Raw genomic sequence first — 17,818 nt, forward strand, 5'->3', positions numbered from 1 at the left:
TACATCAACCGTTATTTCGTGCGTCTACGTGACCGAGCACGTTCGAACCGTTGAACGACGACATCGAAATGGTCCAGTTCTGCCCAGTTCCAACGGATCACCTCCAGCCCGATGTCGCGCAGCGCGTCCTCACGGCGCTTCTCGGCGACAAGGTCGCGTCGGTCGGCGTACTTCCCCAACCCGTCGAATTCCCCGACCACGCCGTCGCCTTCCCAGAAGAAGTCGAGGCGGTAGCGTCGCCCATCGCGGACGACAACCTCGTGTTGGAGTTCTGGACGCGTCAACCCCGCCTCGGCGATCCGCACCCGCGACACCGACTCGCCGACGCTTTCGCTTCGCGCATCGAGAAAACCGATCAGTGCTCGCGCGCGTGCGACACCTTTCGACCCCGCTACTGTTTCCACAATGGACGGCAATGCGGATGCGGCTGCGGTGTCGATGCGAAGGAGCGCATCACCGATGACGACAGCTTCCGTCCGCCCTACGGTACGTGCGACATCCGCGATCGTCCGTGCCACGGAGGTTACCGGCACACCGTCGACGACGGCGAGGTCCGCATCCGACCACTGCGCAGCGTGGGTGTGGACCCGCCCCATCTGCCGTGCACCCGAACCCCGCGACACGTGTACGCGCTCGAGCGGAACGTTCCACACCGGCGCTCCGTGGAGGATTGCCGCAGAGACGTGACTGATCGTGTGCCCCGTGCCCATTGTCGAGCCGATATGACAGGCCAGAACCCGGTGACGTCCGACCTCGTCGAGCGCGTCGTAGTCGCCGCGGCGTAAGTGGATTCCGTGCGCGATCGGGACCAACTCGCCGCGCCGCAACTTCTGTGCGATCTCGAAGGCAGAGATGCCTGAATCGAGGAGTTGTGCTCGGGTCAGTACTCGTGGATCCCCCATGCGGGCGATCCTGCCGCACGCCGGAACAGTGCCTCGACGAAAGACGGTCGAAACCGTCGGTTCTGTGGATGAATCGGCCGCCTGTGGACAACTTCCGGCCAAGGCGGCGTACCGGACATGTGCCTGACGCTCCGTGTTCATCCGGAAATCCCCTTCGGGTCATCCGCGGGGGAAAAGCTCGCACGATCATGCACAGGAAAACGAACAAAGAGGACAGATGACGACGTCGAACCGAAGCCGCATGGCGGCGATCGCTGCCATCGCAGCATTGATGACAGCCGCATGCTCGACGGACGGGGGTGGCACATCCGACGAACCCGACCGGGAGGCCCCGCGAGCTACGTCGTCGATCGACTGGAATGTTCCGGATTCGGAACGCTACCACCGGCAGGCGACCTACCCGGTGTTCCAGAATCGGCCCGCCGACGAGCCTCTCGATACCGAGACCGTGGCCGAGATCTCGACCGTCACCCCCGACGGCAACACCGTGATCTACACCGATGCGACAGCAAAGCGAATCGGGTTCGTCGATATCCGCGACCCCGCGAACCCGGTGGGTACGGGAACACTTTCGCTGGTAGATCTCGGTAACGCCGACGATCAGCCGACCTCCGTCGTCGCATTCGGCGAATTCGTCCTGGTGGTCGTCGACACCAGCGGAGGCGACTTCACCGACCCGTCCGGACGCGTCGACATCGTCCGGGTCGCCGACCGCACGCGGGTGCACAGCATCGATCTCGGCGGCCAGCCGGACTCGATCGCCATCAGCCGCGACGGCACATTCGCGGCGATCGCGATGGAGAATCAGCGCGACGAGGAGTTCACCCCGGACGGCGCCGAGGAAGGCGACCTCCCGCAGGCACCCACGGGTTTCATGCAGTTCATCGACCTCGTCGGAGAGCCGGCCGCCTGGACGGCACGTACGGTCGACTTCGACGTCGAGCAGGCCCGCACCGCCGGACTCGACACCCCCGAAGACCTCGAGCCCGAATACGTCAGCATCAACTCCCGCGGCCAGGTCGCGGTGACGATGCAGGAGAACAACGGCATCGCGATCATCGACGGGCCCACCGGTGAGGTGACCTCGATCTTCAGTGCCGGAACCGTCTCCGTCGACGGCATCGACACCGCAGAGGACGGCGTGCTCGACCAGACCGGCTCGATCCCCGAGACGCCCCGTGAACCCGACGCCATCGGCTGGATCGGCGACGACCACCTCGCCACCGCCAACGAAGGCGACTGGAAGGGCGGCACTCGCGGCTGGACCATCTTCGACGCCGCGACCGGCGACGTCGTGTGGGACGCAGGCAATTCGTTCTCCCAGTTGGCAGTGCGTACCGGCCTACACATCGAGGGCCGCGCGGAGTCGAAGGGCCCCGAGCCCGAAGGCCTGGCCATCACCGATATCGGTGGCCGGCCGACTGCTCTCGTGGCCTCGGAACGCAGCAACTTCGTCGCGGTGTACGACGTCAGCGACCCCACCGCACCCGAATTCGTCCAGACCCTGCCGACGACACCCGGCCCCGAAGGCATCCTGCCGATCCCGGAGCGCGACCTGCTTGTCATCGCGTCCGAAACCGACGACGCCGAGGCGCGGGTCCGCGCCTCGATCAGCGTCTACGGATACGGTGACGCGTTCGCGGAGAACGCCGGAACCCCGTCGTTCCCCTCGATCGTGTCCGGCGACCTCGACGAAGTGCCCCTCGGCTGGGGTGCGCTCGGTGCACTGTCGGCAGACCCGGCCGACGACAACCGGTTGTTCACCGCCACCGATATCGCATACGGCCCGGCGCGGGTCCTCGGCGTGGATCTGTCGCAGTCGCCCGCGCTGATCGACAGCGAACTTGCGATCACCGAGAACGGCGAGCCGGTCGCACTCGACGTGGAAGGCGTCTCCGCGCGTCCCGACGGTGGATTCGTCCTGGCTGTCGAAGGTGAGGAAGGCCCCGGCAACGAACTCGTCGTCGTGGCGGCGGACGGCAGCATCGAGGAACGGATCGTACTGCCCGACGACATCGCGGCCGGGCTCGGCGGTCAGGGATTCGAGGGCGTGGCCGTCGACGGTGACGCGATCTGGGCGGTGCTGCAGCGCGAAATCGAGAGCGACGACGAGGGTGTCGCCCGCATCGGCCGCTACACCTCCGAGAACGGAGAGTGGGAGTGGTTCGGCTATCAGCTCGAGAGCACCGACGCAGAGGGAGACTGGATCGGCCTGTCCGAGATCGTCGTCCACGACGGAGCGCTGCTGATTCTCGAACGAGACAAGCTCAACGGACCCGATGCTCGCGTCAAGGCGATCTACCGCGTCGGCATCCCCACCGCAGGCGGAGTGACCACGGCCGACGAGACCCCGCAGGTGCTGCCCAAGAGCCTGGCGCGCGACCTGCTGCCGGACCTGCAGGCAACCCGCGGCTACGTGCAGGAGAAGGTCGAAGGTGTTGCGATCGCCGGCAACGGCAACCTGTACGTCGTGACCGACAACGACGGACTCGACGACGCGAACGGCGAAACGGTGTTCCTCGACCTGGGGCCGGCCGGAGCTGCGCTCGGCGGCTGACCTAGACGCCCGAAATGATGGTTGGCGCCCGATATTGCGACACACCAACCATCATTTCGGGCACATATAGCGGCCGTCGCGGAGGGTCCACACGCCGTCGCCGGCCCTCCCGGCTTCCTTCAGCGCGCGTATGAGGATTTTGTTGGTGGCGGTGGTGGGGAGGTCGGAAGCGATCCGCACGTACCGCGGCCAGGCCTTGGGCGACAGATCGGCCTGGTCGGCGAGGAACGCGGAGAAGGCGTCGGGAGTCAGCGACGTGTCGTCTCGCAGCACGATCGACGCCATCACCTGGTCGCCGACATGCTCGTCGGGCACGCCGTACACCGCGACCCGGCTCAGCTGCGGCAGCCGCTGCAGGATGCGCTCGATGGGCGCGGCCGCAAGGTTCTCGCCATCGACGCGCATCCAGTCGGCCGTGCGCCCCGCAAGGTAGATCCAGCCGTCGCCATCGGCGTAGGCCAGATCGCCCGACCAGAACATGCCGTGCCGAAGACGCTGGTCGGTGGCAGCGTCGTCGTTGTAGTAACCCGAGAAGAAGCCGGCGCCCTGTGTGTTGACGAGTTCACCGATTGCCTTGTCGGCGTTGACGAGCGCGCCATGCGCATCGAATTCCGCAGGCGGACACTGGGTGACGGTAGCCGAGTCGTACACAGCGACACCCGGGAGGCCTTTACCGATCGACCCCGGTGGAGTGCCCTCGTCGCGGGTGATGATGACGGCGCTCTCCGTCGAGCCGAACCCGTCCCACACCTCACAATCGAAGCGCCGGGCGAACTCCTCGATATCGCGGTCCGTTGCTTCGTTGCCGAACGCGACGCGCAGCGAGTTGTCGGCATCGTCGGGTTGCGGTGGGGTTGCGAGCACGTAGGCGAGGGGTTTGCCGACGTAATTCATGTACGTCGCGCCGTAGCGGCGGAGGTCCGGGAGGAGTCCCGACGCCGAGAACGACGCCGGCGCCATCGCCGCTCCACTGCACAGCGACACGCACCAGCCGCCGAGGATCGCGTTCGAGTGGAACAGCGGCATCGACAGATATACGACATCGTCGCTCGTGATCGAGAAGCGGTCGACGAGAGTGGTGCCCGCGAACAACACCATGATGTGTGCGAGCCGCACCGGTTTCGGGTCGCCGCTGGTGCCCGATGTGAAGATCAGCATGAACGGATCCGTCGGGTCGGCTTCACGCAGCGGTTCGAATTTGCCGGCCGACGCCACGGTGTCGGTCCATTCGGTACTCGACACATCGATCACCCGTACGTTGCCGAGGTCGAGTCCGTCGAGCAGTGGTTGGTGCTCGGGGTCCGTCAACAGGATCTGGCAGTCGGCGCGCAGGATGTCGTGGGCAAGACCCTCGCCACGCCGCATGGTGTTGATGCCGACGAGCGGATACCCGCCGAGCCCCGCCGCCGCGATCGCGAGGAGCATATCCGGGGTATTGCCGAGTAGCGCGCCGACGTGAACCGGAGCGGTGCGGTCGACGAGCGACAACAGCGCCGCCGCCTGTGCCGACGCCAGCGCGAGGTGCTCGCGCCAGCTCTAGGTGCCGGTGTCGTGAACGAGTGCCGTGGTGTCGTCGTCGAGCCGCTCACGGAGTGCCTGCTGAACGGTGTCGGCCATGTCTACCTCGCAGTGGTGGGAGTAAGAGCGATGGGATCTACAACCAGATGTCTTGTGAGAAAAGAGATTTGGTGCCCTACTGCAGTGGCGAACAAGTCCTTGCTCGGCCACACGTCGAAATGGTCGCCGGGGTAGTGCCGAACCTCGGCGCGCGCCCGGAACGCTGCGTCCGCCGCAGCACGCGGTGGTGCACTGCGGTCGAAGTCGGCTATCTGCACGAGCATCGGGCACGACACGGCAGACGCGTGTCGCCCTGGGCGGAACGAACCCAGCGTCAGGCCGATGTCGGCGTCGACCTCGTTGCGCCAGGTCGGTCCGGCGAGGGCCGTGTAATCCTCGAAGTAGCCGTCTAGGCTCAGCGCGGCCACCTCGCCCGGGCGGCCGACGAGTGGAATCCTCGTCGGCGCTCTCCCCGTCAGCGAGCGGAGTCGGCTCCGCACGCCGGCCGAGGTGGAACGTGCCAGTGCGCTCGGCGGATGGTGCCGTGCGGCAAGAACACCCGCCGCGACGCCGTCGACGAGCGGCGTCAACGATACCGCTGCCGCGACCGATGCCTGAGCCGCCACAGTGAACACATGCCCACCCGACAGCGACACACCCCAGACCACCACGCGGTCGGGATCGGCACCGTCGAGAGAGCGGGCAACCTCGATCGCGGCGTGGTAGTCGGCGACCTGACCGTCGGGATCGACACGTTGCCGTGGGCTTCCACCGGACGTCCCGAAACCGCGGTAGTCGAATGCGAGGACCTGCAGGCCTGCGCCGGCCAGTGCGTCGGCGAACGGTGCCAGCCCCGAATCCTTCGTGCCGCCGAGCCCGTGGGCCATCACCACCACCGGAGCACGACCGTCCCGGACGAAGGCCTCGCCGTGCGCAGCGAAATGCCACGCGTCGATGTCGTCGTTCCCGGATCGGAAGGTGAGCTGCGTGTACGTCATGATGTCCTTCCCCGGGAGGCGCGGGCAAGCCCGGCGGGAAGCTCACGGGTGCGAATGTCGTGCTCGTACACGAAGTAGTCGAGCTGTTGGGTGTGCCGTGGCCGGTCGAGCATGTGACCGGTGAACTTCTGCTGGTCGGCGACGATTACGCGTTCCATCGTGCGGGGCGACGGCAGCGCATAGTGACCGGTCACGTATGCCGCGATCAGCCGCGCCTGACATTCGACGAACGGGAACAGTGTCGGGACGGCCTGCGCGAACCCTGCGAACGCGAGGTCGTCGATGCCCGGTGCGAAGATCCGCTTGTAGAGAGCGATGTGATTGTCGGGGGCACTGATGAACTCGGGGTCGAAGAACGGGAAGGTGATGTTGTACCCGGTCGCGTAGACGATGATGTCGAATTCTCCCGACGTTCCGTCGACGAAATGCACTGTGCGACCGTCGAAACGTTCGATGTTCGGTGAGGGGGTGATGTCGCCGGATCCGAGTCGCAACGGCAACTCGACGGACTGGGTGGGGTGTGCTTCGAAGAATTTGTGGTTCGGGGTCGGAAGCCCGTACCGCTCGGGACGGCCCGACAACAGTGGCTGGCCGAGCTGAGCGAGCGTGCGTTGCCACCCGAGCGGCACGTGGGGGAGTGTGCGGAAGTACTTGTCGGCCGGTCTGCCCGCAATGTACTTCGGGACGATCCACGCGCTCGACCGCGTCGACAACGTCACCTCGGTGTCGAGGGCCCTCGACGACAACTCGACGGCGATGTCGGCGGCGCTGTTGCCGATACCGACGACGAGGATGCGTTTGCCCGCGAAGTCGAGCGGCGTGCGGGGGTCGATGTAGTGGTGCGAGTGGAGCGCGTCTCCGGTGAATTCTCCGGGAAACTCGGGCACGCGCGGATCCCAGTGGTGACCGTTGGCCACCACCAGGAATTCGAAAGCGCGGGTGCTGCCGTCGTCGAGGTCGAGCTCCCAACCGCCGCCGGGTACATGCCTCGCGTGCCGTACACCGTTGCCGAACTCGATGTGCTCACGTAGGCCGAAGGCGTCGGTGTAGCCGTCGAGATAGTCCTTGATCTGACTGTGGTGAGGAAAATCGGGGTAGGACTCCGGGATCGGATAGTCCCGGAACGACAGTTGATGCTTGGACGTGTCGATGTGCAGCGACCGATACGCGCTGCTACGCCCGTTCGGATTGCCGAACGCCCAGTTCCCGCCCACGCGATCGGACGATTCGAAGCACGTGTAGGGCACCCCGTAGTCGCACAACATCTTGCCTGAGGTCAGGCCGCTGATACCCGCGCCGATGATGGCGGTGGTGGGTGCCTTCATGGGGAGCAATGTAGAACATGTTCCATGCGATGTACATGGATTCGGCCGACGGATCACGGGCTCTGCGGCCCTGACACCATCGCCGCTATGTGGGCGGGCATGTCCGGGTAGCGGCCCGTATGGGCGCCGCCGTTGAGATCGACGGTCGCTCCGGTCATCCACGACGCGGCGTCGGACGCGATGAACGCGACCATCTCGGCGATCTCCTCCGGTTCGCCGGCACGCCCCAACGGCATGTTCTCCAGGTAGTCCTCCCGTAAACCCGGGACCAGCGACACCCCTGCGGTCAGGGGAGTGTCGACGAGCCCGGGCGACACGGCATTGACGCGGATCCCCCGCGATCCCAGTTCGAGCGCCGCGACCTCGGTGAGCATGAGAACTCCCGCCTTCGCCGAGCAGTACGCCGCCATTCCTTGCGCCGGCTGACGACCGTTGAGCGACGCGATGGTCGTGATACTTCCCCCGCCTCGCAGTACGCGACCGGCATGCTTGAGCACCAGAAATGCGCCGGTCAAACAGACGTCGAGCGTCATCTTCCACTCGTCCAACCCGAGATCGGTGATCAGCCCGAGTGCTGACAGACCCGCGCATCCGACCACCGTGTCCGGTGCGCCTTCCACGTCGACGACGCTCGCGAACAGCGCCTCCACCGACGCTTCCTCGGTCACGTCCACATGGAGTGCACGAGCACGATCGCCGAGTTCGGCTGCCCGCTCGGCGGCTGCCTGTTCGTTCACGTCTGCGACCACCACTGTCGCTCCGCGCTCGTGCAGGAGACGACACGTCGCCCAGCCGATGCCCGACGCGCCGCCCACGACCACAGCTGTCTTCACGAATGCTCCTTCGAGAGTCCGGTTTCCGAGGAGTTCTACTCGCAGATCCCGGATTCGGTCAATCCATGGCCGTGTCGGTCGAGGGGGTCTACGCTCGTGGCTACCGGCCTGTTCCGGGGAGTTCAGGCATGCGGAGGGGCAGGCGCCGGTGGAATGCCGTACGTCGGCGCCGCGGTCGACCGGGAGGTTCGTGCATGAATCCGGTAGTGGTGGAAACCCGAGCAACAAGGCCGTATCCGGAGCGGCGAGCCCGCAAGGGGGCGGTGCTCTACAACCTCATCACGACGACCGATCCGAAAACGCTCGGGATCATGTACATCGTCACCGCCTTCGCCTTCTTCCTGGTCGGCGGGCTGATGGCGCTGCTGATGCGCACCGAACTCGCTGTGCCGGGACTGCAGTTCCTGTCGAACGAGCAGTACAACCAGCTGTTCACGATGCACGGCGGCATCATGCTGCTGCTCTATGCGACACCCATTGTGTTCGGCTTCGCCAACTACATCCTCCCGCTGCAGATCGGCGCACCCGATGTCGCATTCCCCCGACTGAATGCGTTCAGTTACTGGCTGTTCCTGTTCGGTGCGCTCGTCGTCCTCTTCGGTCTGATCACTCCCGGTGGTGGCCCGGACTTCGGCTGGACCTCGTACATGCCGCTCGCCAACGCGATCCACGCGCCCGGGGTCGGTGCGAGCCTGTGGTTCGCCGGCCTGGCAGTCACCGGCCTCGGCACGATTCTCGGTGGCGTCAACATGATCACCACCGTTGTGTGCATGCGCGCGCCGGGTATGACCATGTTCCGGATGCCGATCTTCACGTGGAACATCTTCATCACGATGATCCTGGTGCTGCTGGTGTTTCCCCTTCTCACGGCGGCGTTCATGGGAGCGTTGGTCGATCGGATCCTCGGCGGACACATCTACGATCCGGCGACCGGCGGCGTACTGCTCTATCAACACCTGTTCTGGTTCTTCGGGCATCCCGAGGTCTACGTGGTCGCGCTGCCGTTCTTCGGCATCGTCTCGGAAGTCTTCCCGGTGTTCAGCCGCAAACCGATCTTCGGGTACTCCGGCCTGGTCTACGCGACCATCGCGATCGCGGCGCTGTCCGTCGCGGTGTGGGCCCACCACATGTACGCGACCGGCGCGGTGCTGTTGCCGTACTTCGCGTTCATGACCTTCCTCATCGCGGTGCCGACGGGCGTGAAGTTCTTCAACTGGATCGGCACCATGTGGCGAGGTCAGATCACCTTCGAGACACCGATGTTGTTCTCGGTCGGCTTCCTGATCACGTTCCTGTTCGGTGGCCTGACCGGGATCATCCTCGCGAGCCCGCCGCTCGACTTCCACGTGCACGACACCTACTTCGTGGTGGCACACTTCCACTACGTGCTGTTCGGCACCATCGTGTTCGCGACCTATGCCGGCATCTACTTCTGGTTCCCGAAGATGACGGGCCGCATGATGGACGAGCGGCTCGGTAAGTGGCATTTCTGGCTGACGTTCGTCGGGTTCCACACCACGTTCCTGGTGCAACACTGGCTCGGCAACGAGGGCATGCCACGTCGGTATGCCGACTACCTGCCGTCCGACGGATTCTCCACCCTCAACGCGGTCTCCACCATCGGTGCGTTCATCCTGGGTGCGTCGACGTTGCCGTTCCTGTGGAACGTGTTCAAGAGCTACCGCTACGGTCAGGTCGTCACGGTCGACGACCCGTGGGGCTACGGCAACTCACTCGAGTGGGCCACCACCTGCCCGCCACCGCGCCACAACTTCACAGAATTGCCGAGGATCCGGTCGGAGCGGCCCGCGTTCGAACTGCACTACCCGCACATGTCGGATCGGATGCGCGCTGAGGCGCATGTGGGTCCCGGCAGTCAGAAGCACAACGTGAGTGTGCTCGAGGAAGGTGCGGAACGCACCCCACCCGACAGTGCGGAAACACAGCACTGACGCCTCATTCGCACGCGCGAACAACGCCGAGTGACTCACTCGCGAGACCGACGACGAGTGCTCGCGCCCGATCTACGACGTCAGAGGGACGGCCGAGTACGGTGAGCGCCGCGGTGGCGAGGGTTTCAGGAAGGCGCGCGTCGATCGGGTGTTCGTCGGCGCGGATGTCGATGACCGATTCCACGAGCCGGAACGGCAGGTCGGCGCGCGGATCTCTACCGGCGAGCACTCCGCCGCCGAGTACTTCGACGGCGAGGTCGCGGTAGCGACGCGCAAGGCGTAAGCGGCCTCGCCGGAACGTCTCGAACGGATCGGTGCGCACTTCCGGCAGTAAGTACAGGGCGCCCAGATTCCACCGACCCGCGCACAGCTGCGCCGCGTCGAACCACGTCAGCGCACACAGCAGCACCTCGGCCGGCTCGGTGTCGTCGAGGCTCTCGTCGAACTCGATGGTCGGGGCGATGGTGTCGTGGAGCAGTGTGACGAGGATGTCGTTCTTCGTCGCGAAATGGTTGTAGAGCGACGCCTGACGCACACCGACGGCGTCGGCGATCTGCCGCGTCGTGGTGGTCGCGAAACCGCGCGTGCTGAACAACTCCGCGGCGGCGTCGAGGATCTCCGCGCGAGCTGTGTTGCCCGGGCGTCGGGGGCTTGTCAGCCGTGGTCGGCCTGGTCCTGCTCTGGTCACATCGCCACCCTGCCACAGCGAGTTATGTTGCTGCCCAATCTGATCGATGTGTGAGTGTTACGTCATCCGCCCGAAACATCGGCCACACACTTGTTACGCCGTGGACATCCTCCGAAGATGCGCGCTCTGAAAACTGTCACTCGACAGTTTCCCCGTCCGCCACGAATCGGAGCGCCATGACCGAGACACTCGCGACAGCCACGACCCACGCCGCCCGAACCCATGCACGTGCTCAGGCCGGAACCGTCACCGATGCCATGCCGATCGTGCCTGCGTCGGCGTGGCCGACCCCGCCCACCGGCCGACCCGTGTCGATGACCTGGGCCGAGACCGTGCCCGGCGGTCGGTACACCGGCAAGGTCCTCGCCCGCGGCACCCGCCTGCGTCTGCGCGACCTCGACGGCGCCGCGTGCGCCCACCTCCTGCTGTTCCGCGCCGACGCCACGCACGAGCGGCTCAACGTCGCCGACACCGTCAAGGTGCCGTGGCAGGCCTACCTCGGCGTCGGGCATCCCCTGCTGTCGGATCAGGGCCGTGTACTCGCGACCGTCATGGCCGACACCTCGGGCCACCACGATGCCCTGTGCGGTACGAGCCACGCGGCCGGAAACACCGCGCGATACGGCGCGGGTGCGCTGCACTCGACTTCACCGGCGGGACGTGAACTGTTCAAGGTCGCCGCAGCCAAGCACGATCTGCAGCCCCGCGACCTCCCGCCGTCACTGTCGTTCTTCCACGGTATCCGCGTCGGAGACGACGGCGCGCTCACCAGCATCGGCACCGCGGGCGCCGGCGCGTACGTCGAACTGCTCGTACACCTTCCGGTCGTCGTGCTCATCGCCAACACCGCGCACCCGCTCGACCCGAGCCCCGACTTCGACACCACCTCACTCGAAGTGACCGCATGGCGCGCCGTCGGCGACCTCGATTCGGTCGGTACCTCCGAGCCCGAGTACCACCGCGCTGTGCTCAACACCGAAGACGCCTGGGCTGCTGCCGAATCCGGAATGGAGAACTGAGACATGACCGCCACCCTCGCCCCTGCCACCCTCGACCCTGCCGCACTCGTCCCAGGAACCGTCGTGCTCGACGAGACCGTCGAACTCCGCGGACCCTGGTCGGCGGTCGTCGCCGCCGGTGACGTCCTGACAATCGTCGATCTCCACGGCAACCAGGCTGTCGACACCCTGATCTACGACGCCCACGACACCGCCTCCCGCTACAGCGCCGCCGCGACCGTCGCGGGACAGGGCAATCTGTTCCTCTCTACCGGATCGGTACTGCGCGACGCCGACGGCGAACCCCTCATGACGCTCGTCGGCGACGAGGTCGGCAGCCACGACACCGTCGGCGGAGCGTGCTCGCAGGAATCGAACACACTCCGCTACGGACACCACACCAAACATCAGCACGCATGCGTCGAGAACTTCCTGATCGAAGGTGCCAAGTTCGGGCTCGGCAAGCGAGACCTGGTGTCCAACATCAACTTCTTCATGAATGTGCCTGTCGAGGCCGACGGCACCCTCGGCATCGTCGACGGACTCTCTGCACCCGGCAAGCGCCTCGCCATCCGCGCCGAGCGCGACGTGCTGATGCTCGTCTCCAACTGCCCGCAGATCAACAACCCGTGCAACGGTTTCGATCCCACACCGGTGCGGATGATCGTCACACGCCCGCAGGAGGTGTGAACAAGCCATGACCACGAAGATCACCGTCGAACGCCCCGGAATGCTCACCACCGTCCAGGACTACCCGGGTCGCGCCGGATACTGGCAGATCGGTGTGCCGCCGTCCGGGCCCATGGACGACCTGTCGTTCCGGCTCGGCAACACCGCCCTCGGAAACGACGAGGGCGCACCCGGCCTCGAATCTGCAATGGCCGGACCGGCCCTGCGGTTCACCGAGGACACCGTGGTGTGCGTGACGGGTGCTCCTGTCACGGTGCGCGTCGACGGTGAGATCGTGCCGCAGTGGCGGCCGGTCACGGTTCCGGAAGGCGGCCTGCTCGACGTCGGAACGATCGACGGCCCGGGCCTGCGTGTGTACGTGCTGATCGCCGGTGGCCTCGACGTTCCCCAATTCCTGGGCAGCACAGCCACCTTCACTCTCGGAACATTCGGTGGCCACGAGGGCCGCACCCTCCGCGAAGGAGACGTGCTCGTCGTCGGCGACACCACTGCGGGCAAGCACACCGCAGTGCCCTCCGAACACATCCCCGCACTGACCTCGCACTGGCAGATCGCGGTCACCGAAGGCCCACACGGCGCACCCGAGTTCTTCACCCGCGCCGATATCGACACCCTCTACGCCACCGACTACGAAGTGCACTTCAACTCCGACCGCACCGGCGTCCGACTCGTCGGCCCGGTACCCGAGTGGGCCCGCACCGACGGCGGTGAGGCCGGACTGCACCCCTCGAACATCCACGACAATGCCTACTCTGTCGGCGCACTCGACTTCACCGGCGACACCCCGATCCTCCTCGGACCCGACGGCCCGAGCCTCGGCGGCTTCGTGTGTCCGGTGACCGTGGCGTCCGCCGACCGCTGGAAGCTCGGTCAGCTCGCCCCCGGAAACACGATCCGGTTCGTACCGGTGCGCGCCGAGCGCGTCGCATCCCGCCGCACACTCGGAACCGCGCGTCGCGCAGGGTTGTCGCTGGTCACCTCCACCGGCGGCGACGGCGACGACGGGGTGCTCGCCCGCCGCGACGGCCATACCGACGTCACCTACCGGCGCAGCGGCGACGACAACGTGCTCGTCGAATACGGCGACATGACCCTCGACCTGGGCCTGCGCGCCCGCGTCCACGCACTGCACCAGCGTCTCGACGCCGACCGGCCTCGCGGCCTGCTCGAACTCACCCCGGGTATCCGCTCGCTGCAGGTCAAGGTCGACCCCGACGTCCTGCCCGTCAAGACCCTCCTCGGCCACCTCGCGGAGGTCGAGGACACCCTCGGCGACAGCGACGAACTGGAGGTACCCAGCAGACACGTGCGGCTGCCGCTGTCGTGGGACGACCCCGCGACCCGCGAAGCCATCCAGCGCTACATGCACGGCGTGCGCTCCGATGCGCCGTGGTGCCCGTGGAACATCGAGTTCATCCGCCGCATGAACGGCCTGGACACCGTCGCCGACGTGTTCGACACCGTCTTCGCCGCCGAGTACATGGTGCTCGGGCTCGGCGACGTGTACCTCGGCGCGCCGGTCGCGACGCCACTCGACCCGCGACACCGGCTCGTCACCACCAAATACAACCCCGCGCGCACCTGGACTCCGGAGAACGCAGTCGGGATCGGTGGCGCGTATCTGTGCATCTACGGGATGGAAGGCCCAGGCGGCTATCAGTTCGTCGGACGCACCACCCAGGTGTGGAACCACCGGCATCCGCAACAGGCCGGGCCGTTCGAGGACGGCACGCCATGGCTGCTGCGATTCTTCGACCGCATCTCCTGGTACCCGGTCGATCCCGAGGAGCTACTCGACCTGCGCGCCGACCTCGCCGCCGGTCGCGGTGGGGGAGTGGAGATCACCGACGGCACCTTCTCCCTCGCCGAACACCGGAAGTTCCTGGTGGACAACACCGAACCGATCGACGCCTTCCAGCGCGTGCAGTCCGTGGCCTTCGCGCAGGAACGTGCACGGTGGAAGGAGGGCGGCGCGTGACGGTCGCTACGTCCCTCTCGGGAACCCGTTTCGAGCGCACCCTGCTGAGCAGACCGGAGCATCCGGACGACACGACGACTCGTGTCACCTGGCTACAAGGACGCGCACTGTACTGCGATCTTCGACAGCCCGCCGCGCTACCGAAGATCGAGGCACCCGCGCTTCGTGCCCTGGGTATCGGAGACCTCCTCGTGCTGGCTGATCAGGACGGATTCGCCGGCCCACTGTTCGACAACGGCGACCACGTCGAATGGGGCCGCACAGTCGCGCTGCACCCGGCAGGCCCGACACCGGACGCGGGCGCGCTGAATGCATTCGACCACGGCACCCTCGTCGAGCAAGGCATATTCGAGGACTACATCGAACACTGGCGGATCGCCGCCACCTCACCGGACATCGACGAGTACCTGCTCGAGGACCTCGACACCGGTGCACCCGGAGTCGTCGTGCGCGTGGGCGGCGACTTCGCATTCGCCCGGGGCCGTACCCACGTGCTCGACAGTCCACCGCTCGACAGTCCACTGCACGAACAGATCCGCGGAGCGGCGAGCCTACGCGCGGCACAAGACCTCTTCGACTGTGAGATCGCGCTCGGCGTTGTGCGCGGCGAGCAGTGGATCATCACCGCCTCGAGTCTCCCGTATCGGGTCGGTGCACACCTGAATCCGGTGTTCGGCGACCGGATCGGCACTCGCGACCACGACCTCGACGGGAATCCCGTCATGCGGAACTGGCAGCGACTCGACCCCGACTCCAGGAGAATCCCGTGACCTTCACCAGTATTCCGGTCATCGACGTCACCGCTCTCATCGTCGGCACGGATGAACGCGACGTCGTGGTCGACGAACTCGGCCGAGCGGCGCGCGGGGTGGGCTTCGCTCAGATCATCGGTCACGGAATCGATCGCACCCTGATCGACGAGCTGAAGGGCGCAGCCGAGCGATTCTTCGCGGAACCGGAAGACACGAAAATGTCGGTGTACATCGGTAATTCCACCAATCATCGTGGATATGTCCCGGCAGGGGAGGAAGTGTTTGCGGGAGCCACCCCCGACCACAAAGAGGCCTACGACCTGTCGATCGATCTCCCGGCCGACGACCCGGATTATCGTGCGGGCAATCCGTTGCTCGGACCCAACCAGTGGCCCACGCTCGAAAACTTCGACGGCCCCGTCACCGCCTACTACGACGCGATCTTCGGTCTCGGCCGAGTAATCCTGCGCGCCTTCGCCGAAACTTTGGGTGAGCCAGCGGATCTCTTCGATCGATATGTCACCACCCCACCCGCACAGCTGCGGATGATCCACTATCCGCACGACCCGAGTGCCGACGACCGGCCGGGTATCGGTGCCCACACCGACTACGAGGTGTTCACGCTCCTGCTGCCCACGGCGCCGGGACTCCAGGTCGTCAACGCCGAGGGCACCTGGATCGACGTTCCGTACCGTGACGACGCATTCGTACTGAACATCGGTGACCTACTGGAGATTTGGACCAACGGGATATTTACAGCGACGTCACATCGGGTGCGTAAGGTAGCCGAAGAGCGTTACTCGTTCCCGCTCTTCTTCAATGTCGACTACGACACGTGGGTCGAACCCCTGGATCGATTCGTCGGTGAATACGGTCCGCGGTACGACGGTGTACGAGCGGGCGAGCACCTGTTCGCGCAGACCGCCCAGAGTTTCGTCTACCTCCGTCGCCGTCTCGCTGATGGTGAGATCGCTCTTCCCGACAATGCACGCCCTCTCTACTCGCTCGGACGCGAAGCCCAACGCAGCGCTCCTGCCGTCTGACCCTCTCGATGGAGCTGTCATGATCATCACCGGTGTCGCCGTGTGCCTCGTAGTTCTGCTCGGGGCCGGTTTCTATTCCACTCGCAAAGTTCGCGGAGATACCGGGAACTTCCTCCTGGCCGGCCGCTCACTGGGCGCGCCCGTCATCGCGGTCCTGCTCATGTCGCAGGTCATCGACTCCAACGCGACCCTCGGCAGTGCAGACCTGTCCGCCGCATTCGGTTTCTGGGCCGGCGCTGCGATGCCACTGGGTATTGCAGTGAGCGTGCTCCTCGTGGGCCTGTTCTTCGCGAAGAAGCTACGCGCTACCGGAGTGGTGACCCTTCCCGAATACTTCGGGCAGAGGTTCGGGCGAAGCACCGAGATCACCGCGTCGGTCCTTACGGTCGTGAGCTTCGGGATCCTGCTTGCGGGCAACTTGGTCGCGCTGGGCTACCTGCTCGAATACTTTCTGGGCCTGAACTACACGATGGCAGTGCTGGTGATCATCCCGTTCGTGCTCGCCTACACCATGGCCGGTGGGATGTTCGCCAGCGTCTACACCGGCATGGTGCAGTTCGCCGTGATGGTCGTCGGAATAGTCTCGCTGCTCGTATGGGTTGCGTTCGGCCCCGGGTTCTCGAGCCCCGAAGGCCTCGGGATAGGTAACCTGGGTCAGCTCACCGATCCCGCGCAGGGTGCAGCGATCAACTGGGCGACGATCGTCGCGCTCGGCCTCGGCAACCTCGTCGCGATCGACCTGATGCAGCGCGTGTTCTCCGCCAAGTCGCCGCATGCCGCACAGCGTGCCTGCTTCTCCGCAGCGACGGGCATCCTGCTGCTGTGCGTCCCGCTGTCGTTCGTCGCACTCGCGGCGGTGTCCATCGTGGGGGACAAGGCAGCTGATGCGCCGATCCTGTACGTGCTGCTCGGCGAGTACACGCCGCAGTGGCTGTCGATCCTCGTCCTGTCGGGTCTCGTCACTGCGTCGCTGACCACGATCAGCGGAATCCTGCTGTCCACCGCGACTGTGCTGGTGCGCAACATCTTCCGGGTCGGTGGTGAGCACGCCGCGATGTCGTCGGACGTCATGAAGGCGACTCGCTGGGCGATGCTCCCGATGGCGGTGCTCGGTGCGATCGTCGCACTGCGAGTCCCGCAGACCGGCATCCTGCTCACCCTCACCTTCGACCTGCTGCTCGCGTCGCTGGTGGTGCCGTTCATCCTGGGCCTGTTCTGGACGCGCGGTGACGGCGTTGCCGTCGCCGCGGCTGCGATCGTCGGTATCGGGGTGCGCGTCGGGTTCTTCGTCCTCACACCCACCATCTACGGCGTCGACAACACCCTGCTGTACATCCCGAACGATCTGGTGACGGCCGACGTCGACGGGTGGACGACATTCCTCGCCGTGATCGTCTCGCTCGTTGTGTACGTCGGCGTGGCGCTGGTACGACGGCCGACTCCGACGCCGATGCCCGCTGCAACCTCGGGCCCGGAGAAGGAACTGGTCGCGGCGTAGATGTGAACCACCCGAGGCGCGGTCGGGACCCACCGGTAGGGCCGGTG

Annotated in this window: 13 protein-coding genes and 1 pseudogene; 8 read left to right on the forward strand and 6 right to left on the reverse strand. The window is 65.8% G+C overall.

The window, feature by feature from the left end:
• Positions 1-11: 11 nt before the first annotated feature.
• Positions 12-902: a hypothetical protein gene (locus ACFWB0_RS02710; protein WP_378488874.1), complete on the reverse strand. Its 891-nt coding sequence runs from the start codon at positions 900-902 to the stop codon at positions 12-14.
• Between the two features lie 217 nt (positions 903-1,119).
• Here ACFWB0_RS02710 and ACFWB0_RS02715 point away from each other — a divergent pair, with 217 nt between their 5' ends.
• Positions 1,120-3,459: an esterase-like activity of phytase family protein gene (locus ACFWB0_RS02715; RefSeq protein WP_378488875.1), complete on the forward strand. Its 2,340-nt coding sequence runs from the start codon at positions 1,120-1,122 to the stop codon at positions 3,457-3,459.
• A gap of 51 nt (positions 3,460-3,510) precedes the next feature.
• Here ACFWB0_RS02715 and fadD1 read toward each other — a convergent pair.
• The 4 genes and pseudogenes from fadD1 to ACFWB0_RS02735 all read right to left on the reverse strand — a co-directional run bounded on the left by fadD1 (position 3,511) and on the right by ACFWB0_RS02735 (position 8,172).
• Positions 3,511-5,076 (reverse strand): annotated as a pseudogene (gene fadD1 / locus ACFWB0_RS02720) (fatty-acid--CoA ligase FadD1).
• Positions 5,077-5,078: 2 nt separating this feature from the next.
• Entirely contained in the window at positions 5,079-6,014 is a 936-nt protein-coding gene (locus ACFWB0_RS02725; protein ID WP_378488876.1) for an alpha/beta hydrolase, read from the reverse strand.
• The gene (locus ACFWB0_RS02730) at positions 6,011-7,339 is read right to left on the reverse strand and encodes a flavin-containing monooxygenase (protein ID WP_378488877.1); all 1,329 of its coding nucleotides are present in this window, start codon (positions 7,337-7,339) and stop codon (positions 6,011-6,013) included. Before ACFWB0_RS02730 ends, ACFWB0_RS02725 begins: the two co-directional genes overlap by 4 nt.
• Positions 7,340-7,392: 53 nt before the next feature.
• Positions 7,393-8,172, reverse strand: a complete 780-nt coding sequence (locus ACFWB0_RS02735; RefSeq protein WP_378488878.1) for an SDR family NAD(P)-dependent oxidoreductase — start codon at positions 8,170-8,172, stop codon at positions 7,393-7,395.
• A 194-nt stretch (positions 8,173-8,366) separates the two neighbouring features.
• Here ACFWB0_RS02735 and ctaD point away from each other — a divergent pair, with 194 nt between their 5' ends.
• Entirely contained in the window at positions 8,367-10,124 is a 1,758-nt protein-coding gene (gene ctaD, locus ACFWB0_RS02740; protein WP_378488879.1) for a cytochrome c oxidase subunit I, read from the forward strand.
• A 4-nt stretch (positions 10,125-10,128) separates the two neighbouring features.
• On the opposite strand, the gene ACFWB0_RS02745 is transcribed toward ctaD, so the two are convergent.
• A complete protein-coding gene (locus ACFWB0_RS02745; RefSeq protein ID WP_378488880.1) occupies positions 10,129-10,812 on the reverse strand; it encodes a TetR/AcrR family transcriptional regulator in 684 nt (227 codons plus the stop codon).
• A 176-nt stretch (positions 10,813-10,988) separates the two neighbouring features.
• Between ACFWB0_RS02745 and ACFWB0_RS02750 the strand changes: the two genes are divergently transcribed.
• The 6 genes from ACFWB0_RS02750 to ACFWB0_RS02775 are packed head-to-tail and all read left to right on the forward strand — an operon-like array spanning position 10,989 to position 17,771.
• Positions 10,989-11,831 (forward strand): urea amidolyase associated protein UAAP1, encoded by an 843-nt coding sequence (locus ACFWB0_RS02750; RefSeq protein ID WP_378488881.1) that lies wholly within the window; start codon positions 10,989-10,991, stop codon positions 11,829-11,831.
• A gap of 3 nt (positions 11,832-11,834) precedes the next feature.
• Positions 11,835-12,500, forward strand: coding sequence for an urea amidolyase associated protein UAAP2 (locus ACFWB0_RS02755; RefSeq protein ID WP_378488882.1), 666 nt, complete (start codon positions 11,835-11,837; stop codon positions 12,498-12,500).
• Between the two features lie 7 nt (positions 12,501-12,507).
• A complete protein-coding gene (locus tag ACFWB0_RS02760; protein WP_378488883.1) occupies positions 12,508-14,478 on the forward strand; it encodes a 5-oxoprolinase/urea amidolyase family protein in 1,971 nt (656 codons plus the stop codon).
• On the forward strand, positions 14,475-15,248 hold the full coding sequence (locus ACFWB0_RS02765; RefSeq protein WP_378488884.1) for a hypothetical protein: 774 nt from the start codon (positions 14,475-14,477) through the stop codon (positions 15,246-15,248). Before ACFWB0_RS02760 ends, ACFWB0_RS02765 begins: the two co-directional genes overlap by 4 nt.
• Entirely contained in the window at positions 15,245-16,273 is a 1,029-nt protein-coding gene (locus ACFWB0_RS02770) for an isopenicillin N synthase family dioxygenase (RefSeq protein ID WP_378488885.1), read from the forward strand. Before ACFWB0_RS02765 ends, ACFWB0_RS02770 begins: the two co-directional genes overlap by 4 nt.
• Before the next feature lie 19 nt (positions 16,274-16,292).
• On the forward strand, positions 16,293-17,771 hold the full coding sequence (locus ACFWB0_RS02775; RefSeq protein ID WP_378488886.1) for a sodium:solute symporter family protein: 1,479 nt from the start codon (positions 16,293-16,295) through the stop codon (positions 17,769-17,771).
• Positions 17,772-17,818: the final 47 nt, after the last annotated feature.

The organism is Rhodococcus sp. NPDC060086 (genome assembly GCF_042730275.1).
Lineage (GTDB): Bacteria > Actinomycetota > Actinomycetes > Mycobacteriales > Mycobacteriaceae > Rhodococcus.